Source organism: Psychrobacter frigidicola, from assembly GCF_007997305.1.
Classification (GTDB): domain Bacteria; phylum Pseudomonadota; class Gammaproteobacteria; order Pseudomonadales; family Moraxellaceae; genus Psychrobacter; species Psychrobacter frigidicola.
In genome coordinates, this window is sequence record NZ_VORZ01000001.1 from 1,220,488 (window position 1) to 1,242,144 (window position 21,657).

The following is a 21,657-nucleotide window of genomic DNA, read 5'->3' on the forward strand; positions in this document are numbered from 1 at the left end:
AAAAATCAAAAATAAACTCTATAAGATATTTGCCGCTTTATTCAAGGTCATCACTAACGGATCAAGATATTTGTAACGCCCTTCATGTAGCAGCGTTGCGGTCTCTAGGCTAACTTGTTTCTCACTCCCAAGATAAGTAAATAGTGCTTGCGCCGCCTGCTTACCCGAAGTTGCGGCTTGCTCCATAGTTGGGATTTTCCAGCGCCCAGCTACTGACACTATCTCCCCCGCTACTACCACATTGTCCCAATGAGTTTGGGTATCAATCAGCGCGTCATCGGCATTACGCACATAGATTTGCGCCAAGTTTACCCAGCGCTTACCGTTATCTTGTACGATACCCATCTCAGCAGTTTCGATATCAGCATATGCCTGCCAGTCATCAACATATCGCAGGTTAATGGGGTCGATAATACCGCCTTTAGCGATAGCTTGGCGCTGTTTATTATCGGTAATACCCAGCTGATATAAGATCTCTTCTTTAGCCTCGCTTGGCGTACACTCCATAAAGCGCTTGCCAAATAGTGCGCCTTTATTAAACGGTGAGCTACAAGTTGCGGATAAGTTGTAATCAAAGCTGTCAGGGAATTCAACATCTTGCCAAAAACCACCGCGATGCTGAATTTGGAAAACAATGTTCCACGGCGCATCAAAACATAAATTATAAGACTTACCTAAGAACGGTTTAAAAGCGTCAGGCATCTGTGTTAAAGGATATTGAGTACCGAACGACCATTCATCGTTAAAAGGTTTTTTGACTTGTGGCAATAGCCCTATTTTCCATAATACTTCGTGTGGAAGAGCCATAACTGCCGCATCAAAGTGCTGTTGCAAGTTATCATATTCATCAGCATTGCTTTCATTGTCATTAGTGCAACTAATGTTAGTACGACTGATATCAACGCTCAGCTTACCATTATCCTGACGGTGCATATTTAACACTCGTGCTTGGGTAATAATAGTCACACCCCGAGATTTTAATATCGCTACTAGCGTTTCAAGGACCTCGGAGGTTGGGCGATTAAAACAGTAAGATTTAGAGGTCGCACCTGCTGGCAATATTGGCGCTTCAGTCATCGGTAAGAACATCAACACAAAGCTGTCCATAATATCGACCGCTTTACTGTGCATTCTGGCACCGGTTAAGATACCAAACCAATTGGTAATAAACTGCTTGGTTCGAGTATCAAAATCCTCAATACCAATTAAATCACCCACTTTTTTGAAGGCCATCTCAGCACGCTCTTCATCACTGGCATTCACATGATGCACAATGCGCTGTACCAGTTGTAACATGTCTTTTTTATTCAAGTCAAAAGTATCAATCATCGACTCAATAGTTTGTAAGTCTATCGCTGCGCGCCTATCGATTGCAACGCGCTTGCCTTTTTCTGCGCGCGCATCATCTTTATTAACATCGTCTTTATTTCCATAATTAAAACTACCGTCACCGCTTTGGTAAAACTGGTAATCATCAACAGGCGTTAGCATGTGCAATAGACCGGCGCGGTCAAAGATATTAAATAGCGAGAAATAAGTAGAGCTCAGTGCACGAATGGAATGCTCTTCAAAGCGCTGCTTATCGGTATTGAAGTAGCCAATCATTTTGCCACCGCAGCTAGCGCCTGATTCTACTATAGTGATATCAAGACTGGGGTCTTCGGATAACTCAAAAGCTGCCGTCAACCCTGAAATGCCACCGCCTGCGATTAGAATGTTTTTCTTATCAGATTGAGCGGTAAGGTTAGAATTATTATTTTTAGAGTTGTTTTGTTGAGAATTAGGCTTAGACATAAAGTTTCCTTATTATTTTATGCTTTTTGTGTTGTGCTTATTATTGTTATAAGTAATTTTTTAATAAATAATATTATTCTACTTTTTATAATTATTTCAAAGCATGATGAAAGCTTTAGTTTTCAAATAAGTGACACTATAAGATAGGGCAAAGTTATTTCATAACTTTGCCCTATTAGTTTATATCTTGTTGCAATCTTCGAAGAGTATTTTAACCTTACTAGCCCGCTTTGAGCTCTAGACTCATTTTAGGGCCAAAAGGTTCATAATGAACGGAATCTACACTATGGTCTAGGCCAGTCAGCCCGTTTATTATACTTTCCATAAAACCCATTGAACCACAAACGTAAACATCTGCAGGCTTCGGTAGAGTAGCGATCAATGCGTTATCTAATATTTGCCCTTCATCAAAATAAAAGATATGTTGCTGAACATTTTCTGCGGACGCTAAACACTGATCGACTTGATGTTTAAAAGCATGATGGTGTTGATTCTGACAAGCATAAACCCAAATTATAGGTCGCTGCGGATTGGTGGTTACTTGCGCCTCTAACATCGACAGTATGGGCGTTATCCCAACACCAGCACTGATGAGCACCAACGGGATGTCATTTTGGGTCATGAGTTCTTGATTCAAAGCAAAATCGCCTGCTGGAGCGGACAATAAGATGGTATCGCCCACTTGCAAATCATCATGTAAGTAGTTGGATACTAAGCCATGATATTGGTCACGATTGTCTCTTTTTACGGCGAAATGAATACCTTTATCGGTATTGGCAGAATATAAGGAATAATGACGCAGCGCTAAATGATCACTGTCTTTAGGGTCTGTTTTCACCGTGATATATTGTCCAGCAGTTAGGTTAAGTTTGCTGAGGTCAATATTCTGCTCGCTATTAACTGGTACGACAGTAAAAGCGGCAATATCAGTGGCAGCTGCTGTTTTTTCAATGACTTCAAATTTTGCAAAGCCTTCCCACATCTCTTTTTTATACATAGTTTTTTCAAGTTGAATAAAGACGTTAGCAATTTCATCATAGGCTTCTGTCCAAGCATTCATAATGTCATCATTTGCCGCATCACCGAGGACTTCTTTTATAGCGCCAAGTAAATACTTCCCTACGATAGGATAGTGCTCTGGCAAGATTTGCAACGCACGATGCTTATGACTTATTCCAGTCACTTCCGGCAGCAAAACTTCTAAATGGTCAAGGTGTTTGGCCGCGGCTAACACCGTTGTGGCTAATGCTGTCTGCTGGCGGCCTAGTTTTTGGTTGGTTTCATTGAAAATATCTAATAATTCAGGATGTGCAGCAAACATGTTTTTGTAGAACACAGTAGTGATGGTCGTGCCATGTTCTTCAAGTACAGGAACAGTTGCCTTTACGATTTCTATAGTTTGTGCGGTAGCCATTATTTTTCTCTTAGTGAGTCATCACATTAGTAAGTTGAAGTACTACAGCTGGCAATAACAAGTAAGATTTGCAGACTGTAGTTAGACTCTCATGAGCCAATTTATTAAAATATCTCTATAAGATTCATTTGAAATACATCTTATCATATTTATTTTAATGTGCCAATGTGTACTGCCATTTTTATTATTTCCACTATGATTTTATCAGTCCAAAAACCTGAGAATACCAATAAAAAAAACAGCCACTAAAGGGGCGTAGTGGCTGCTTTCTTGTGATTTAATACTTCGTCATTGCTCATCATTAGCAATGGCTATAATGAATGGCATTGGTAAGTAACCTTAGTAAGTAACGTTGGTAAGCAACATTGATATGGAGTTTTGACGTCATAAGCTATCGTGCTAAATGAGCAGTCATCTCTTCAACACCGTGCAAAGTCATCGGATACATTTGATTGTTGAACAGCTTTTTAATCTCAACGATGGTTTGTGTATATGACCAATAGGTTGGGTCTTCAGGATTGAGCCAAGCCACTTTATCAAAATGCTCAATGACTCTTTTTAACCACACCGCCCCTGCTTCATTATTCATGTATTCGACACTGCCACCCACTGTAAATAGCTCGTAGGGTGACATTGAGGCATCACCGACGAATATCACTCGATATTCACGGCCATATTTACTTAACAGCTCGAAGGTTGGCATAGGGGCGCTATGGCGGCGGTCATTGTCTTGCCAAACATAATCATAAAGACAATTATGAAAGTAAAAAAATTCCAAGGTTTTAAATTCATTTTTAGCCGCAGAAAATAGTTTCTCTAAAGCTTCAACATGAATATCCATGCTCCCGCCAACATCGAACAACATAAGCACTTTGACCCGATTGCGGCGCTCAGCTTGCATATGGATATCAAGCACACCTTTCTTGGCTGTCCGTTTAATAGTTTCTTTAATATCTAACTCATCCGCTTGACCAGTACGTGCAAACTGGCGCAAATTGCGTAAGGCCATCTGGATTTGTCGCGTACCTAGCTGCCTATCCTCGTCAAGATTACGGTATTTACGCTGCTCCCAAACCTTGGCAGCGCTACGCTTACGCGACTCACCGCCAACACGTACCCCTTCAGGATGGTCTCCATAAGCCCCAAACGGTGAAGTACCGCCAGTGCCTACCCATTTACTACCGCCTTGATGCCGCTCTTTTTGTTCTTTTAAGCGCTCCTCTAAAGCTTTCATTAGTTCTTCAAGCGAGCCGTACTTCTTCAATAAGCGCCGCTGCTCATCGGTCAGATTCTTGGGATCTAACTTCAAGTCCAACCACTCTTTAGGAATATCAGTTAGCTTGGCCATCAACTCATCGGTATCTAAACTATCAACCCCTTCAAAATAATCAGCCATTGCCCGATCAAACTTATCAAAATGACGCTCATCTTTTACCATACACAGACGAATCAGCCGATACATGTCTTCACGACTGGCAAACACGGGTAGCTCTGGGTCATTTCGTTGCTCATCGTTGTTTGCGTTTTCGTCCTGTGAGCGCTGCTGCATCATAAGTCCTTGCTCAAGCGCCGCATTCAAATCCAGCAGTTCACGAGTACTGACCGGCATACCGTAAGTACGTAAAGTATAAAATAGTTTTATAAACATAAAATACGCATCACTTATTAGCAGGTTTGGTTATGACCGATCGCAGGTTATTAAAAACTTACTTAACGGCGCATCATATTGGCAAAGCGCTGCAATAGACTGACATCCGCTTCGTTTTTCAGTAACGCCCCATATAGTGGTGGAATAGATTTTTCACCACGTAAGTTTTCTTCTAGCTCCGCTTGTGCCATGTCATCAGCTAATAATAACGTCAACCAATCAACCAGTTCTGAGGTTGATGGCAACTTTTTTAGCCCTTGCACATTACGCAGTTTATAGAACACATCTAGTGCATCATTGACCAGTTTCTCTTGAATATTAGGAAAATGCACGTCGATAATTTGACGCATGGTCTGCTCTTCTGGGAAGTCGATATAATGGAAAAAACAGCGGCGCAAAAAGGCATCAGGTAATTCTTTTTCATTATTAGAGGTGATAATTACCACCGGACGCATCTCAGCAGTAATGGTTTCGCCAGTCTCGTAAACATAAAATGACATTTTATCAAGCTCATGCAGCAAGTCATTGGGGAACTCAATATCGGCTTTATCAATTTCATCAATCAATAACACACTGCGCTCGGTACTGGTAAAGGCATCCCATAATTTACCGGGCTTGATATAATTACCAATCTCGTAGACCTTGTCGTCACCCAGTTGTGAGTCGCGCAAGCGTGAGACCGCATCATACTCATACAACCCTTGTTCAGCCTTGGTAGTTGACTTGATATGCCAAGTAATGAGCGGCATGCCCAAGCTAGCAGCAACTTCTTCAGCCAGTAAGGTTTTACCTGTTCCCGGCTCCCCTTTTATTAGTAATGGTTTTTGTAGGGTTATCGCTGCATTAACTGCTAATTGTAGGTCATCGGTAGCAATATAGCTGTCAGTACCCGTAAAATTCGGTCTGGTATTATTAGTAGTAGTCATAAAACAATCTCAATTATTATTATCGATATGAATATAGAAAAATATAAAAAGTATGAAATCTAGTAAATATTAATTTAGATTAGCACAGCCGGTCTTAAGCTCAAAATACTCATGGGTTCCCAGTTTTTATAGTTTGCTATTTATAAAAATTAGGGAAAGCTATTTCTGATTTAATAAAGCTAGTCCTATTTAACGGCCATAAAAAAAGACACGCTAGGTGTCTTTTATCGTACTTGAATAAGCTATTGAATCATTCTACTTATAATTAATAGCTAAAACTACTTATTGTCTTTCATACCACCGTTTTTGATATTATCGGCTTTAACGTCTGTAATCTTTACTGCAGGCTCTTCAATCATCTTTTTGCTATAAAAACCCTCAATCTTTTTCTTCTTCACTTCACTATCTTTTTTTAGACTGATATCTTTTGGGCTTGTCTCTTTCATACTGCTGTTTTGCTGGATTAGGTTCGGCCTGCTTGCTGGTTTTACAGTGCTGGTTTTTAGAGTATTACTTACATCAGCAGCGATTATTGGAGTCTTGTTTATTTGTTCAGTATTTACTGAAAGCTTAGCTGGTGGAACTTCCACTGGTAAAGGCTCGTCAACCCTTTCTTCTATTGACGTACTTGCCAAATAATTGCCCGTTGCCAGTTGCATATTCGCGGTAGTATCTTCAGCGGTACGCCGACGTGCTTCATCCAAGCTTGACTCAAAAGCGCCGCGAATCAGTTGCCATACAAAACCTATAAACAAGCCTACTACCAGCACCACTAATATCGGTAGGGCATTATTCACAGCAGCGGCAGTATCTTTCATCATAACCGCATAGACGACACTAATACTTGCAGGCGCAAGAAGACCGGGGTCACTGAGTGCAGTACCTGGCGCTAATAAGACCGCAAACAGCACCATCCAACTCATGCCGCCAAGTGGGCGCGGCAACATACGCGCAACCAATACCCACAGCGCCAATACTACGATTGCACCGCCAATATAAGCATACGTCGGCAAATCGGCAGGGGGAACGCCTTTCACCAGCTGGCTCCACCATATAACAATCTCACCGAGAATGTCACTGATTTTTTCTAATGGTAAGCTTTGTAAGATATTTTTTAGCCAGTCCATGCGTGTTTAGATACCTGCATTTAGTAAGTCACGCGCCAATTCAATATTGCAATGGTCTATGGCGCTTTGAATTATTGAAATTAATTATTAGAGCTTAAAAAGACGAGATGAAAAGATGAACATCTGCACTTAGTATATCGCTAGTTTATCACGACTTCGTGATAAATTGCATATTACAGCCTTTTCAATAAATTTTTATCAACTTGTTATACTGACTTCAGTAACTGCATTAATCGTATTTGTTATCTTGTGCATCAAGTGCCCTCAGTTCAGCTTGTCTACGCATTACGTCTTGCGGCGGCATTTGCACGAAATAGCCTTGTGATTTAAGTTTTGTAATGACCTCGTCTTTATCAACGCGTGCAAGAGTTGGGGTAGTCGATAAATCTAAATGCAACACAAACTTACTAACCCCAAGTGTAGAACGAAAGTCTTTTGGCAATACGCTAAGCCAGTCTTTAATCTCATCGGTATCGTCAGGATAGTCAGGGCGCGCAATATAGACATACATATCATTATGTTTTGGAAATTTATAAATATCACAATGCATAGGAGCACCCTGTCAAAAGCTAAAATTAAAACGGAATAGAAGTAATGCCTAACATGACTTGCTGCACTATAGCTAACAAAATTATAGCTAACAAAGAGCAATGATAAAGCTACTAGCTTGCAAGGTTATTAAGAAATACTAGACTAGCATAATTTTTATTAGCATCAGTAGTAGCTTTACGTATTATCACCGTTGTACGGATATACGAATAAATCAGTCGTTATAAAATATTTTATACATTAAAAGTAAAAACAAATATCCTACTCTACAAAGAGTTTTAAACGATAGTTAAGAAGAATAGAGGATTTTTGGCAAAATAGTTAATCTTAATCCCTTTAGTGGCTTGTAAAACCATCTTGAACGTTTCATAATAAAAGCGTTTTTCAGGAGAGAGTTTTATGACGAGACGCAGCGCTTACTAGCCTCGTTCATATTTGTTATAAAACCACCGAAGGCGCATCTACCCTGCTAATCGCTCAGGTAAAAGGACTGAAAAACACTTGTCCTTACTATTTTTTGCATTCTGCAATCTCAAATACAACGGCATAACAAATCTGGAGAGTGGTAATGGCGAACGATGTCTTACCCACCGAAGGGGAGAAAATGCGCTACCATAGACTTTAACCTTGGGTTAAGGCACACTAATATTAAGTGCATGGTACGTGTTGAAAATCTCAGGTCACAGGACAGATAGGGCTTTTGATCAAACGGACGTATCTTGTCTGTTTGATATATAGCTTTATTTTTTTGCACCACCCTTTACCGCAATATTTGCATTGTGCAATTTTGCTCTTCGTAGCGTTACCACGCCTATTATTTTAGTACTTACTGTTAGAGTACTTATGGCGTATATACAAGGATTTGTTATGACTGATACCAACAACCAAGCCCCTCAGCGCACCCCCCTTTACCAGTCTCACGTTGATAGTGATGGCAAACTGGTGGATTTTTCTGGCTGGGAATTACCTATTCATTACGGTTCACAAATCGAAGAGCATGAAGCGGTTCGTACTGATGCTGGTATGTTCGATGTCTCACACATGGTCATTGTTGATGTTAAAGGTGCGGATAGTAAAGCATGGCTTCAAAAGCTTTTGGCAAATGATGTCAGTAAATTAAAAACGGTTGGTAAAGCGCTGTATTCTCCCATGCTTAACGAACAAGGCGGTATTATTGATGACCTAATTGTCTATCTATCAAATGCTGATGAGACTGAATACCGTATCGTATCGAATGCCGGTACTCGTGATAAAGACATGGCACATTTTGAAAAAACAGCTCAAGACTTTGACGTTACTCTATCCGAGCGTACTGAGCTTGCTATGCTTGCCATTCAAGGTCCTAATGCGGTTGAAAAACTAGCGCAGGTTAAGCCAAACTGGGCTGATACCCTTGCTGCAATAACGCCTTTCGTTGGTGCTGACTTAACCGATATCGAAGGCAAAGATTGGTTCGTCGCACGTACCGGCTACACCGGTGAAGATGGCGTTGAAGTTATTATGCATGCCGATGATGCTCCTGCATTCTTTGAGCAGCTAAAAGCCGCTGGTATTAAGCCTGCAGGTCTTGGCGCTCGTGATACCTTACGTATGGAAGCTGGTATGAACTTGTATGGTCACGATATGGACGAGACCATCAGTCCTTACGATTGCAACATGGGTTGGACGCTTGCACTTAAAGATGATCGCAAATTTATCGGCCGTGAAGCGCTGGTTAATAATCGTAAACAAGCCAAAGATGGCAACACAGCAATGAAACAAGTGGGTCTATTAATGACCTCTCGTGGGGTTCTTCGTGAGGGTATGGAAGTGACCATCAATCAAGGCACTGATAATGAGCAAAAAGGGGTTATCACCAGTGGCACCTTCTCTCCTAGCCTCAAAAACTCTATTGCTATCGCCCGCGTTCCAACAACGTTAGCAGATGACGACAATGTACAAATTGATTTGCGCGGTAAAGGCAAATTCGTTGATGTGCGTGTGCTGAAGCTGCCTTTTGTCCGTAATGGCAAACAGCAATTCGAAGACTAATTAATATTTAAAAATAATATTTTATTGACGAGTCATTAAACCTTAATGACTCGTCAGCTATACTTAACTACTTTTTACCTGTATTTTTATATCTTTTATTTCTTAACAATCCTCAACGGAGTGATACCATGAGCAATATCCCAGCAGAATTAAAATACGTCGCCAGCCACGAATGGTTACGCCTTGAAGAAGACGGCACTACTATCACTGTTGGTATTACTGAGCACGCCCAAGAACTACTTGGCGATGTGGTTTATGTTGAGCTACCAGAAGTTGGCGCTACTATCACAGTTGACGAGGAAATCGCTGTTGTTGAATCAGTAAAAGCGGCCTCTGACGTTTACGCCCCTATCAATGGTGAAATTCTTTCTATTAACGAAACTCTTGATGAAGATCCTGAAACCATCAACGCTGATCCATATGGCGCAGGCTGGCTTTATACTATGAAAGCTGACAACCTCGAAGATTACGAAGCGTTATTGACTGCTGAAGAGTACGAAAACGAGCTGTAAGACTCGTATCGATACCTATACTTTATAAATGAGTAACATCAGATCTATACTATTGCAGGTATCAACGCGGCGTTGGTATCTGCCCTTACTTTATGACCTACATATTTAATGTTTAACCGCAGGCAATTAAGAGTAAAAACCCAAGATTTTTAACTTGATGCTTTTGACGGGGTGCTGATGACTTTCTTACTTTGATATGAGTCTTATTTGTATAGCAAAAAGCTTTTAATTTATCAGGTTATTAACACCACTCAGCGCGCTTTATCATTCGCTACCATCACCTATTTTACCTTTATTATTTTGTAATCTTATTCTAGAGTCACCTATGAAACCAGCTGATACTTACGCCAGTCCTATCAATACAAGCAATAATCAAACCGCTAAGCAATGCGGCGATAGTGCAGATAAAGAAACCGTTACTGGTAAAGAACAAGTAGATAATACAGCGACCCCTCAGCTACAAGCGTTTTGCCAAGTAGTTGAGTCCCGTCGTTCGGTACGGCGCTTTACTGATACGCCCATATCTGATGAGGTGCTTACAGAGTGTTTACGGTTAGCTATGCTGGCTCCGAACTCAAGCAATCTTCAGCCTTGGGAGTTTTATGTGATTGATAGCAGAGATGCACGCAAAACGGCAGTCAAAAACTGTATGAACCAAAACGCTGCTAAGACTGCTGCGCGTTTGATTGCTGTGGTAGCACGCACGGATAACTGGCATAATCATGCCAAGCAAATTTTGCGTGAGTATCCAGAGATGCCTGTACCAAAAAAGGTGAAAGCTTACTATAACAAAGTTGTCACAATGGACTTTATACGCGGTCCAGTTAATGTGGTATCAGCCGCTAAATGGGGCGTGACCCAAGTTGTCAGAAAAGTAAAAGGACCGATTAAATCACCCTATTATACTTTTAATGATGTCAAAAATTGGGCGACCAACAATACGGCTTTAGCAGCTGGAAACCTGATGCTCGCTTTACGTGCACACGGCTTTGATAGCTGTGCAATGGGCGGCTTTGATGAGCCGGCAATGAAGCGGTTGTTAAAGCTTGGCAATGACCATCATATTGTAATGATGATCGGTGCTGGAGAACGTGCAGACAACGGTATTTATAATGAACAATTCCGCTTTGCTCAAGATCAGTTTGTGCATTACATATAGAAATTTTACTTATACTCATTTGCATAGCTTATGGCCTATTGCTGAATGAAAGTCTCAGTCGCATTGCCTTATATTATTTTAATTTATTAATCGCCTGTATTATAAACTCTAACAAGGATTATTATGACTACTTCACAAAATCCAACTCTCGATACCTTCGAAGGGCTATTTAACGAATCTGAATTTGTTTATCGTCATCTAGGTTCTAACGATGACAAACAAGCCGATATGTTAAAAGCAATTGGTTTTGATGACATGGCAAGCTTCATCGATGCTACCGTGCCTGATACGGTGCGCATGCCTAAAGAATTAGACTTACCAGTAGCGATGAGTGAACATGCCGCGCTTGCTAAGTTGCGTGCTATGGCTGATAACGTTACGGTTAATAAAAGCTATATCGGTCAAGGCTACTCACCAGTACGCATGCCTGCCGTTATTCAGCGCAACGTGCTAGAAAATCCAGGCTGGTACACCGCTTACACGCCTTATCAAGCTGAAATTGCTCAAGGTCGCTTAGAAGCCTTGCTCAACTTCCAACAAGTTTGTATTGATTTAACCGGTATGGAATTGGCGGGTGCCTCATTACTTGACGAGGCGACTGCTGCTGCTGAAGCAATGGCGATGTCAAAGCGCATGAGCAAAAGCAAATCAGATCAGTTCTTTGTTGATGAGCGTATCTATCCACAAACGCTAGACGTTATCCATACCCGTGCTAAATATTTCGGTTTTGAGGTCATCGTTGGTGATTTTGAATTGGCGAAATCGGGCGACTATTTCGGCGCGTTGTTCCAATATGTTGGTGAAGAAGGCGACGTACAAGATTTAACGGACGTTATCGCTGCCGTAAAGGAAAACAAAACTTACGTGTCAGTAGCCAGTGATATTATGAGCTTAGTATTGCTCAAGTCACCTGCTGATATGGGTGCTGATGTGGCTCTTGGTAGCACGCAGCGCTTTGGTATCCCTATGGGTTACGGTGGTCCACATGCCGCCTACTTTGCATTCTCTGATAAAGCCAAACGCTCAGCGCCTGGCCGTATCATTGGGGTGTCAAAAGACTCACAAGGCAATACTGCATTACGTATGGCATTGCAAACTCGTGAGCAGCATATCCGCCGCGAAAAAGCCAACTCAAATATCTGTACCTCACAAGTATTGCTAGCCAACTTAGCAGGTATGTATGCGGTTTATCATGGTCCAAATGGAGTTAAGCGTATTGCAACACGTATCCATGCGTTTGCAACGGCTTTTGCTGATGTGATCAAAAATTCTGGCGGCGACAATAAGCTAAGCGTCGTCCATGATCAGTTCTTTGATACTGTATTGGTTGATTGTGGTTCAGAGCAATTGGCGACCCAAATCTTTGAAAATGCGGCCAATGTCGGTTATAACTTATGGCGCTTGGGCGAGACCAAAATTGGCGTTGCCTTTAGTGAACCTAGTGACCAAGAAGACTTTGGTGTGTTGACCCAGTTATTCGTTGGCAAAGCACATGATTTACCAACAGAGGCGCGCGTATCACTTGATGCGGCCCATTTACGTACGGATGCTATATTAAGCCATCCAGTATTTAATACGCATCATACCGAACATGAAATGTTACGTTATTTGAAATCTTTAGAAGATAAAGATTTGGCAATGAACCGCAGCATGATTGCACTTGGTAGCTGTACCATGAAGCTCAATGCGACCAGTGAGATGTTGCCAATTACATGGCCTGAGTTTGCTAACGTGCATCCATTTGCGCCATTGAGTCAAGTGTCAGGCTACATCGACATGATCGACAGTTTACAAGAACAGCTCAAAGCCATCACTGGTTTTGATGATGTGTCTATGCAGCCGAACTCTGGAGCTTCTGGTGAATATGCCGGTATCCTAGCTATCCGCCGCTATCATGAGTCAATCGGTCAAGACAATCGTGATATTTGCCTCATTCCGCAGTCAGCGCATGGTACTAACCCTGCAACGGCGATCATGATGGGTATGAAGGTCGTTGTGGTTAAAACTGATGACAATGGTAACGTTGATATCGCTGATTTAACCGCTAAATGTGAAGAGCATAGCGACAATCTTGGCGCCTTAATGATTACTTATCCCTCAACGCATGGCGTATTCGAAGAAGGTATTCGTGATATTTGTACCCTTATCCATGAGCATGGCGGTCAGGTATATATGGATGGCGCGAACATGAACGCACAGGTCGCAATCATGCAGCCTGCGGAAGTGGGCGCTGACGTGTTGCACATGAACCTGCACAAAACTTTCTGTATCCCGCATGGCGGCGGCGGTCCAGGTATGGGTCCTATCGGTATGCAAGCGCATTTGGCACCATTTATGGCCAGCCACACGCTCATTCCTGTGCATAATGCACAAAAAGGCTGTTCAGCGGTATCAGCAGCGCCTTATGGTTCAGCCAGTATCCTACCAATCTCATGGATGTATATCGCCATGATGGGCCGTGATGGTTTATTAGAAGCCACTAACTTGGCATTGCTCAACGCCAACTATGTTGCTTCTGAGCTTAAAGACCATTACCCTGTTCTTTATACCGGTAAAAACGGACAAGTGGCGCACGAATGTATTATCGATATTCGTCCATTAAAAGAGGAGACTGGCATCACTGAAAGTGATATTGCAAAACGCTTAATGGATTATGGCTTCCACGCCCCAACCATGAGCTTCCCAGTATCAGGTACCTTGATGATTGAGCCAACTGAGTCTGAATCTAAAGAAGAGATTGATCGCTTTATTAACGCACTAAAATCTATCAAAGCGGAAGCCCTAAAAGCCAAAGCTGGCGAAGATGGCTGGACGCTTGATAACAACCCATTGGTTAATGCGCCGCACACTGCTGCGATGATTACTGATGGCGAGTGGGCATATCCATATAGCCGCGAAACTGCGGCCTTCCCACTACCATACATTCGTAACAACAAGTTCTGGCCAAGTGTCGCTCGTGTTGATGATGCTTATGGTGATAAGAACCTAATGTGTTCTTGCCCAAGTATTGAAAACTACATGTAATTTTTAAGCTAGTAGTTTTCAATTACGCATAATATAAACCTCCAAGTCAGTTACTGACTTGGAGGTTTTTTTATGGAATATTAGTTTAAGCTAAAACTACTTTAAGGATAAATTTATGTCGCAAACTTTATCGCAAACATTGGCACAAAAAAACCGAGTTATTCTTATTCATGGGCTACACCAAGCACCATTTAACATGCGCTCATTAGCCAAACGCTTACAAACAGAAGGGTTTGATAATACCTATCAATATGGCTATCGCAGCATGCGTGATGGCATCAAGACCAATAGTGCCCGTCTAAATACTTGGCTTGAACAACATCATCACCCTGACCTACCTATAGACCTTGTTGGTCATAGCTTAGGCGGGCTTATTATTCGTGATTTTGTTGATGAGTATCCGCAGTGGCAGATTGGACGTTGCGTGACGCTTGGCACGCCACATTTGGGCAGTATTTGTGCGGATTATATCTGGCGGATTACTCCTGCTATTGTGGGGCAATCGTATTTGAATGCATTAGATGGGACGGTAGCCCCTTTGCCTGAGCATATCACCTTGGGCGTGGTTGCAGGTGATAAACCATATGGTTTAGGGCAGTTATTTTTGCAACATCATAACCGTAAGCTGCGTAAAGAAAATAGCCCACTGTTAGATGACTATCTAGCACACGATGGCACGGTGTATGTAAAAGAGACCAAGCTTGACTATGCTACTGACCATATCATTATGCCCGTCTCGCACACGGGTATGTTGGTTGACAGAGATGTAGCCAAGCAAACTGCGCACTTTTTACAACATGCGCAGTTTCAACGTTAATTAACATTGAGGACCCATAAGCATTGAATGTTAATTACTATTAAAGATTAGTAAATATCAAACCTTAATACCCATGCCTTGTTGCAGCTCTTTTTTATGCGCATTAATGACCGGAATCAAAGTTTGGGTAACCCATTCATTGCGCCAGCCTTGCAATCCTTGTGGTAGATCCACTAGGTCTTTATCAAAGGCGATAACTTCATACAGTTGCCCAAGCCATTTTTTGCGCAGCAGCACGCTTTCTGGCACGCCAATTTGCTCAGCGCGCGCAGCAACTGCGTCTTCTACTGCTTTTGATAGTACTTTATTTTTTGAGCGATAAGGTGGCAGCAGGCAAGGCGGATGCTCAACAGGCGACAGCATTTTTGCATCGTTAATCACTTTCATTAACTCGTCCCCATACAAACGCAGCATACTACGATGTATAGTCGTCTTATGGGCAAGCTCACGCATGTTACTTGGATTTTCAGTAAGGATCTCACGTACAGCCTGTTTTTTAATCACAAAAGTACGCGGCTGATTGGTCGCCCGTGCCAGCGCCTCACGCCATGTCGCTACTGCCCGTAAGATGGCCATTTGTTGCGAGTTATAGCGGTAATCTGCCATCGTTAAATACATTGCCTCATCTGCAACATGTTGCGCGGCATAAAGCTCAGCGGCATAAAGCTGGCAATCTGACCACACATAGTCATATAGCCCTTGCGACTTTAAGGTGTGCTCAATACTTAAGTATAATGCTGGCAAAAAGCGCACATCATCAATAGCATATTGCTCCTGCTCATCTGACAATGGCCGTCTGAGCCAATCAGACAGACTTTGTTCCTTATCGATATGCATATCTAACTGGTCATCAAGCGCTTGCTGATAACCCATTTGCAATTGTCCTGTTAAATAAGACAACGCAATCTGGGTATCAAAGATATTAGTTAATGGCGGGCAACCGGACAATAGATAAAAAATACCCAAATCTTCACCGCAAGCATGCCAAATAGCAATATCTACCTCGCTCACTGCTTGCCAAAAGTCTCCTAATTGTAGTTCCGGCGCATCTAATAAATAGATGTGGTCGCCAGTATTCAGCTGTACTAATGCCAGACGTGGATAGTAAGTATCACGCTTGATGAACTCAGTGTCTAACGCCACACGCCCGCAACCTTCTAAAGCATCGATAACTTCTTGTAGCTGATATTGTTCACGCACCCAAGTAACAGGCAGCTCGTCAGCAATATCTAACAGCGCATCAAGATTCGGCTCTGGCGGCAACCCTGCTAAATTTGTATCGGTACTTTCTATACTTACGGTGCTTTCAGTATTTGTAACACTTACAGCTTGATTAGTATCGAGAGTAGTAGAAAAGTTATCTTGAGAATTTATAGATGATGAAGGGTCAGACACGGGCAGATACCTGCATAAATTAAAGAAAGTAATAATGCTGAATACCGCTATCATTGGTTATAAAATAGCGGTAAGCATTTATAAAAGGGAGCCATAAAATAAATAAGTTGGGTAAGTATAGCAATTTCACTATAAAAAATGGAAAGCCCGCACGCAAAAATTCAGCATTTAATACTTTTGTTATAAATCTACCGTACTTTTATTACGGTAGATTTATAACAATTGGTGTTCACAATACTTAGTATTTACAGCGTATAGGTTTCATAAGAAAGAGCGATTTTGTATGGCTTGTCCAAGGGTCATACTATCCAAATATTCCAGCTCGCCCCCCATCGGTACCCCTTGCGCTAGACGCGTGACTTTGTTGACGTGCCGGCCAACTGCCTCACTGATAAAGTGCGCAGTGGTCTGCCCTTCAACGGTAGTACCCGTTGCCAGTATCAGCTCCTCAACTGGCTCTTGTTTCAGGCGCCAAACCAGCTGATCGATATTCAAATCATCGGCACTGATACCATCAATCGGTGACAGATGCCCACCCAATACAAAATAGCGCCCACGATAGCCAGCTGTCTGTTCAATAGCCATCACATCAGCTGCGGTCTCGACCACACATAGTAAATTATCATCACGGCGCGGATCTTGGCACAGTGGACAGATAGTATCATCACTAAAGCTGTGACAGCGCTGACATTCAACGATATCACGCATCGCCTCATCAAGGGCTTGGGCTAGTGCCATACCTTGAGGACGTTTTTTGGTAAGCAGATGAAGTGCCATACGCTGGGCACTTTTTTGACCAACACCCGGTAAAATACGCAGCTGTTTGACCAGCTGATCAAATTTGGCGGTAAGCAAAGTTATATCCTTCCTTTATATAGAGGCATATTCGGCATTGTTTGTTTCAAATCAGTCGTTCAGAATCCGTCAATCAAAATCAGTAGAATCACAAACGGTACCCATAAAAATGGGGTCATATCGTATAGATAACAACCCCATTTTTGACTTCAATAACCTTTACTTAGCTCAAATTAAGGCTTAGAACAAACCTTGCATACCTGGTGGTAGACCCATACCTTGAGTCGCGCCAGTCATCGTTGCTTCGTATAGTTCATCCGCTTGACGAACGGCGTCATTGATAGCAGCAGCGATTAGGTCTTCAATCATATCTGGCTCATCTTCTAACAAGCTTGGATCGATCGTTAGACGCTTAACCACATGACGACCAGTCATCGTGACTTTTACCAGACCGCTACCCGCTTCAGCATGGACTTCTTTATTGGCCAAGTCTTTTTTTGCTGTCTCGACATTTGCTTCGACTTTCTTTTGCATACTTTGTGCTTGCTGCATTAATGCTTGAATATTCATAATTGCCTCTTATATTTATGGAGAAGTTATAAAAATGAAAAACTGTTAATAACAGGTGTTAATAATAGACGCTCATTGATAATAAAAAGTCATACATTAGCTCATAGCCAGCAGTGATTATACCGCTAACGCTACAAACTGTCTAAACCCCGTGCCAAATCTTTGATGATATCTTCCACATCCTCTAGTCCTACTGATAACCGTATCAAACCATCTTTGACTCCCGCTTCAGCGCGTGCCTCAGGCGTCATACGGAAATGGGTGGTGGTTGCTGGATGAGTAATCGTGGTTTTGGCATCCCCTAGATTATTAGTAATGGAGACCATTCGGGTCGCATCAATGACATGCCAAGCGCCAGATTTTGGGTCATCGCCCTCTTTAGCTTTGACCTCAAACCCCATAATCGCGCCATAGCCATCTTTCATATGATGCTGACGTTTGGTCAACTCATGAGAAGGGTGGTCGGTTAACCCTGAGAAGTGTACGGTGCTGACATTCGGGTGATTGACCAAAAACTGTGCGACTTGATTGGCATTACTACAATGCGCTTGCATACGCAGTTTAAGGGTCTCAAGACCTTTGGTAAATACCCACGCATTGAACGGGCTCATGCTGATACCACCTGAGCGTACCACGGTAAAGGCTTCTTGCATCAGCTTATCACTACCGACTAGTGCGCCACCTAGAACCCGGCCTTGACCATCCAAATACTTAGTTGCCGAATGAATGACCACATCTGCCCCTAAGTCGAGCGGACGCTGCAATGCTGGCGTGCCAAAACAGTTGTCTACCACTAACAAGATATCATTGGCTTTTGATAATTGACTTAAAAAACCAATATCACAAATTTGCGCCAGTGGATTACTAGGGCTTTCGCAATAGATAACCTTAGTATTCGGCTGAACCGCATTGGCCCATGCTTCGTTATCAAAGCAATCGACATAGCTAACTTCAACGCCAAACTTAGCCATATAGTTATCAAATAAGCCAATCGATGAGCCAAATAATTGATTGGCAGCCAATAAGTGGTCACCTGCTTTCAAATAAGCAAGACACATAGTCAAAATTGCACCCATACCCGAAGCGGTAGCGACGGCGCGTTCGCCATTTTCCAAAGCAGCAAGGCGGCGCTCAAAGGTACGCACACTAGGATTGGTATGGCGTGAATAAACGTTACCGGTCTTGGTGCCATCAAAGTGGGCGGCGGCGTCGCTTGCTGACTTATAAACATACGAGCTAGTGGTAAAAATAGGCTCAGAATGCTCGCCTTCATCAGTACGATGCTGTCCTGCGCGTACAGCGATGGTCTGCATACCGTAATCTAGCCCTAAATCTAGGGCATCTGAGCGCCAGTTTGGGTCTAAACCACTGTCTGAATATTTGTCTTCCTGCGCTCGCGACTGGCTCATAAAAGTTCCATTATGTTTGAGTATATAAAAATTAAACTGAATTTAATTATTGATTTATTCAGGTTCTAAATTTAGGTTTATGATATCACGCTCCCCTATTTCAGACACCTGCTAACGCTTATCTTGAAAGTTATTATCGTGAGGCCTATTTTAATTCTTTACGATGACTATTTACAAGATAGTCACTAGTTTCAAGCAAGGGTTGTAGCTAAGAAAAATAACGTATTTCTAATTGGCAGATACTATTACACCTGCTAAGCTTAGCGCCGAGTTATTCTATACTACTTTAACGCTAGGTTTATTTTCATATTTATTCAGCCCTCATTATAATTAATTACAAGCGAAACTTCTCTAAGCTCATAAGGTTTTAATTATACTTGTGATGATAGCTTTTATATTCAAGTCGCTGAAATTATTAAGCATACAACCGTATTTGCGTATAGGCGGCGTTGGTTGTCTTAAAGACGATATATGAAACAGCGACGTTACAATAACTGAGTGGCCACTCTATACTGCATCAGTATTTTAAAAATCGCTGGTCCATTCGTCGATAGATTAACTTTTTTGGTTCTCTCTTAGCAAATTATTAAGCGCATTAAGGTAAACCCACTATGTCAATATTTAATATAGATTCAAGCAACCTATTGCTGAGTCTGACGCTTGGGCTATCTTTAAGTCTGGGTGCGTGTCAAAGCTTGCCCAAACAGCCGCACTTGCCTGCAAGCCAGCAGCTATCAGCCAGAGTCAACGCCTTATACCAACAAGGCAATAGTGAAAACGTACAACCTGATGGTGCAAAAATAAGCAGCAAATCCAACCAAAGTGAAGAAAAAACTCAACAGCAAGCACAGATTGGCCGCTCTACTATTAATTTAGTCGCTGCTATTAGCGAGCAAAATGAGGTTCATCCCGATTTATCTGGCTACCATCCCATTGTAACGGGTGCGAATGCGTTTGCCTCGCGTAGTATTTTAACGGGAATGGCAACCAAAAACATTGATGCGCAATATTATATTTGGCATGATGACCAAGCAGGACAACTGCTACTCAAAGACTTATGGGAAGCGGCTGAGCGCGGCGTTATTGTACGTTTATTACTCGATGATTTTAATAATACGGCCCAGTTTGATCAGCATTTAGTACGTTTTTCCCGTCATCCTAATATTGCGGTACGGATTATCAATCCCTTGATGCACCGTAAATTTCAGGCGCTGAACTTTGTCACTGGACTGCCGCGCATCAATCGGCGTATGCACAATAAAAGTATGACCTTTGATAAGCAAATTACCATTATTGGTGGGCGTAATATCGGAGATGAATATCTCAGCAACAGTCAAAACAGTCAGTTTGCTGATCTCGATGTGCTGCTTATCGGCAAGGTGGTGGCAGATATCGATAACAGTTTTACCAGTTATTGGTCAGCGCCCATATCGTTTGATATTGAAACCTTAGCGACGCTAGATAAAGGCACGACGACAGACTTTTTACAAGGCTTAGACAAGCTTGATGAAAATGAGAAAAATAATACGCGTACTAGCTTAGCCGTTTATAAATCAGCTATTGAAGACTCGTCTATTGATTCCGATTTGCTCAATAAAAGCGTGCCCTTTCGTTGGACAGACATGCAATTTTTAAGCGATGATGTGGGTAAGTTAACCAAAAGCGTCTCAGCCCAAACCAATTTGGTCCAACAGTTGCGCACGCTACTGGGTAGCCCCTCTAAGCAGTTAACTATCATTTCTTCCTACTTTGTACCGACCAAAGACGGGGTAGATACGTTGGTACAATTGGCAGATTCGGGTATCGATATTAAAATTTTGACCAATTCATTTGATGCTACCGACGTCACCGCCGTACATTCCGGCTACAGTCAATGGCGGCCTAAAATGCTGCGCGCCGGTATCAAAATTTATGAGTTAAAATCAACCGCTAGTGAAGAGAAGCGTGAAAATAAACTTTGGAAAGCGCGTAGCCAGTCCTCAACCAGCTTGCATGCTAAAACCTTTGCCGTTGATGACCACCAAGTTTTTGTCGGCTCCTATAATGTCGATCCGCGCTCTGCTAATATCAATACTGAAATGGGTGTCATTATTAACGATGATCAATTGGCACAGCAGTTACATGAAGCGCTGAGTGATGATTTGTTAAACCAAGCGTACGAAGTCAAGTTGAACGAGAACGGACGCTTAGAGTGGCATACAGTTGAAAATGGTCGAAAGGTTATTTACACATCTGAGCCCAAAGTTGATACGGTTGATCACGTTTGGCTCACGATTATGTCGTGGCTACCCATTGACTGGTTACTTTAGTGACTACAATGATATAATTTTTGCGTCTTAATGAGTCTTTGGCTTTTTAATTAATAACTCGGTAAATCATCATAGCAACGTGATGATTTACCGCTTTTTATGGTGGACAGTAATCTCATAATCTACTTTATTATGATTATTTTCACCATCATTTTGATATGTGGATACGTGATCTATT

At 42.1% G+C, this 21,657-nt stretch carries 16 protein-coding genes and 2 riboswitches; of the genes, 6 read left to right on the forward strand and 10 right to left on the reverse strand.

From position 1 onward, the window contains the following. Nucleotides 1-18: 18 nt before the first annotated feature. The 6 genes from ES754_RS04940 to ES754_RS04965 form a co-directional block, all read right to left on the reverse strand. Entirely contained in the window at nucleotides 19-1,794 is a 1,776-nt protein-coding gene (locus ES754_RS04940; protein ID WP_147222581.1) for an FAD-dependent oxidoreductase, read from the reverse strand. A 220-nt stretch (nucleotides 1,795-2,014) separates the two neighbouring features. Continuing rightward, nucleotides 2,015-3,208, reverse strand: coding sequence for a globin domain-containing protein (locus tag ES754_RS04945; RefSeq protein WP_147222583.1), 1,194 nt, complete (start codon nucleotides 3,206-3,208; stop codon nucleotides 2,015-2,017). 391 nt (nucleotides 3,209-3,599) lie between these two features. Continuing rightward, entirely contained in the window at nucleotides 3,600-4,856 is a 1,257-nt protein-coding gene (locus ES754_RS04950) for a vWA domain-containing protein (RefSeq protein WP_147222585.1), read from the reverse strand. Between the two features lie 62 nt (nucleotides 4,857-4,918). Continuing rightward, nucleotides 4,919-5,782: an AAA family ATPase gene (locus tag ES754_RS04955; protein WP_147222588.1), complete on the reverse strand. Its 864-nt coding sequence runs from the start codon at nucleotides 5,780-5,782 to the stop codon at nucleotides 4,919-4,921. Nucleotides 5,783-6,060: 278 nt separating this feature from the next. After that, entirely contained in the window at nucleotides 6,061-6,909 is an 849-nt protein-coding gene (locus ES754_RS12230; RefSeq protein WP_227677674.1) for a hypothetical protein, read from the reverse strand. Nucleotides 6,910-7,138: 229 nt separating this feature from the next. Next, nucleotides 7,139-7,459 (reverse strand): YcgL domain-containing protein, encoded by a 321-nt coding sequence (locus tag ES754_RS04965; RefSeq protein WP_147222590.1) that lies wholly within the window; start codon nucleotides 7,457-7,459, stop codon nucleotides 7,139-7,141. Nucleotides 7,460-7,833: 374 nt separating this feature from the next. Continuing rightward, a riboswitch (glycine riboswitch) is annotated at nucleotides 7,834-7,961 on the forward strand. 42 nt (nucleotides 7,962-8,003) lie between these two features. Continuing rightward, nucleotides 8,004-8,159, forward strand: a riboswitch (glycine riboswitch). A 166-nt stretch (nucleotides 8,160-8,325) separates the two neighbouring features. Here ES754_RS04965 and gcvT point away from each other — a divergent pair. The 5 genes from gcvT (at nucleotide 8,326) to ES754_RS04990 (ending at nucleotide 15,001) form a co-directional block, all read left to right on the forward strand. Further along, nucleotides 8,326-9,489 carry a glycine cleavage system aminomethyltransferase GcvT gene (gcvT, locus tag ES754_RS04970; RefSeq protein WP_147222592.1) on the forward strand — a complete coding sequence of 388 codons (1,164 nt, stop codon included), beginning with the start codon at nucleotides 8,326-8,328 and terminating at the stop codon, nucleotides 9,487-9,489. A 128-nt stretch (nucleotides 9,490-9,617) separates the two neighbouring features. Beyond that, complete coding sequence (gcvH, locus tag ES754_RS04975) at nucleotides 9,618-10,001, forward strand: glycine cleavage system protein GcvH (protein WP_147222594.1); 384 nt, start codon at nucleotides 9,618-9,620, stop codon at nucleotides 9,999-10,001. A gap of 325 nt (nucleotides 10,002-10,326) precedes the next feature. Beyond that, entirely contained in the window at nucleotides 10,327-11,160 is an 834-nt protein-coding gene (locus tag ES754_RS04980; RefSeq protein WP_147222596.1) for a nitroreductase family protein, read from the forward strand. 123 nt (nucleotides 11,161-11,283) lie between these two features. Then, a complete protein-coding gene (gcvP, locus tag ES754_RS04985; RefSeq protein WP_147222598.1) occupies nucleotides 11,284-14,184 on the forward strand; it encodes an aminomethyl-transferring glycine dehydrogenase in 2,901 nt (966 codons plus the stop codon). Between the two features lie 115 nt (nucleotides 14,185-14,299). Then, the gene (locus ES754_RS04990; protein WP_147222600.1) at nucleotides 14,300-15,001 is read left to right on the forward strand and encodes an esterase/lipase family protein; all 702 of its coding nucleotides are present in this window, start codon (nucleotides 14,300-14,302) and stop codon (nucleotides 14,999-15,001) included. A 57-nt stretch (nucleotides 15,002-15,058) separates the two neighbouring features. Here ES754_RS04990 and ES754_RS04995 read toward each other — a convergent pair whose 3' ends face one another. The 4 genes from ES754_RS04995 to ES754_RS05010 form a co-directional block, all read right to left on the reverse strand. Further along, nucleotides 15,059-16,396, reverse strand: a complete 1,338-nt coding sequence (locus ES754_RS04995; protein ID WP_227677671.1) for a ribonuclease D — start codon at nucleotides 16,394-16,396, stop codon at nucleotides 15,059-15,061. A 261-nt stretch (nucleotides 16,397-16,657) separates the two neighbouring features. Beyond that, a complete protein-coding gene (gene recR, locus ES754_RS05000) occupies nucleotides 16,658-17,251 on the reverse strand; it encodes a recombination mediator RecR (RefSeq protein ID WP_147222604.1) in 594 nt (197 codons plus the stop codon). 180 nt (nucleotides 17,252-17,431) lie between these two features. Further along, nucleotides 17,432-17,761, reverse strand: a complete 330-nt coding sequence (locus ES754_RS05005) for a YbaB/EbfC family nucleoid-associated protein (RefSeq protein ID WP_147222606.1) — start codon at nucleotides 17,759-17,761, stop codon at nucleotides 17,432-17,434. 131 nt (nucleotides 17,762-17,892) lie between these two features. Then, the gene (locus tag ES754_RS05010) at nucleotides 17,893-19,170 is read right to left on the reverse strand and encodes an O-succinylhomoserine sulfhydrylase (RefSeq protein WP_147222608.1); all 1,278 of its coding nucleotides are present in this window, start codon (nucleotides 19,168-19,170) and stop codon (nucleotides 17,893-17,895) included. Between the two features lie 611 nt (nucleotides 19,171-19,781). On the opposite strand from ES754_RS05010, the gene ES754_RS05015 reads away from it, so the two are divergent. After that, nucleotides 19,782-21,479 (forward strand): phospholipase D family protein, encoded by a 1,698-nt coding sequence (locus tag ES754_RS05015; protein WP_147222611.1) that lies wholly within the window; start codon nucleotides 19,782-19,784, stop codon nucleotides 21,477-21,479. Nucleotides 21,480-21,657: the final 178 nt, after the last annotated feature.

Excerpts from the sequence above, each read along its gene's own strand:
- ES754_RS04940 (WP_147222581.1), bottom strand. The coding sequence starts at position 1,794 with ATGTCTAAGCCTAATTCTCAACAAAACAACTCTAAAAATAATAATTCT.
- ES754_RS04945 (WP_147222583.1), bottom strand. The coding sequence starts at position 3,208 with ATGGCTACCGCACAAACTATAGAAATCGTAAAGGCAACTGTTCCTGTA.
- ES754_RS04950 (WP_147222585.1), bottom strand. The coding sequence starts at position 4,856 with ATGTTTATAAAACTATTTTATACTTTACGTACTTACGGTATGCCGGTC.
- ES754_RS04955 (WP_147222588.1), bottom strand. The coding sequence starts at position 5,782 with ATGACTACTACTAATAATACCAGACCGAATTTTACGGGTACTGACAGC.
- ES754_RS12230 (WP_227677674.1), bottom strand. The coding sequence starts at position 6,909 with ATGGACTGGCTAAAAAATATCTTACAAAGCTTACCATTAGAAAAAATC.
- ES754_RS04965 (WP_147222590.1), bottom strand. The coding sequence starts at position 7,459 with ATGCATTGTGATATTTATAAATTTCCAAAACATAATGATATGTATGTC.
- gcvT (WP_147222592.1), top strand. The coding sequence starts at position 8,326 with ATGACTGATACCAACAACCAAGCCCCTCAGCGCACCCCCCTTTACCAG.
- gcvH (WP_147222594.1), top strand. The coding sequence starts at position 9,618 with ATGAGCAATATCCCAGCAGAATTAAAATACGTCGCCAGCCACGAATGG.
- ES754_RS04980 (WP_147222596.1), top strand. The coding sequence starts at position 10,327 with ATGAAACCAGCTGATACTTACGCCAGTCCTATCAATACAAGCAATAAT.
- gcvP (WP_147222598.1), top strand. The coding sequence starts at position 11,284 with ATGACTACTTCACAAAATCCAACTCTCGATACCTTCGAAGGGCTATTT.
- ES754_RS04990 (WP_147222600.1), top strand. The coding sequence starts at position 14,300 with ATGTCGCAAACTTTATCGCAAACATTGGCACAAAAAAACCGAGTTATT.
- ES754_RS05005 (WP_147222606.1), bottom strand. The coding sequence starts at position 17,761 with ATGAATATTCAAGCATTAATGCAGCAAGCACAAAGTATGCAAAAGAAA.
- ES754_RS05010 (WP_147222608.1), bottom strand. The coding sequence starts at position 19,170 with ATGAGCCAGTCGCGAGCGCAGGAAGACAAATATTCAGACAGTGGTTTA.
- ES754_RS05015 (WP_147222611.1), top strand. The coding sequence starts at position 19,782 with ATGTCAATATTTAATATAGATTCAAGCAACCTATTGCTGAGTCTGACG.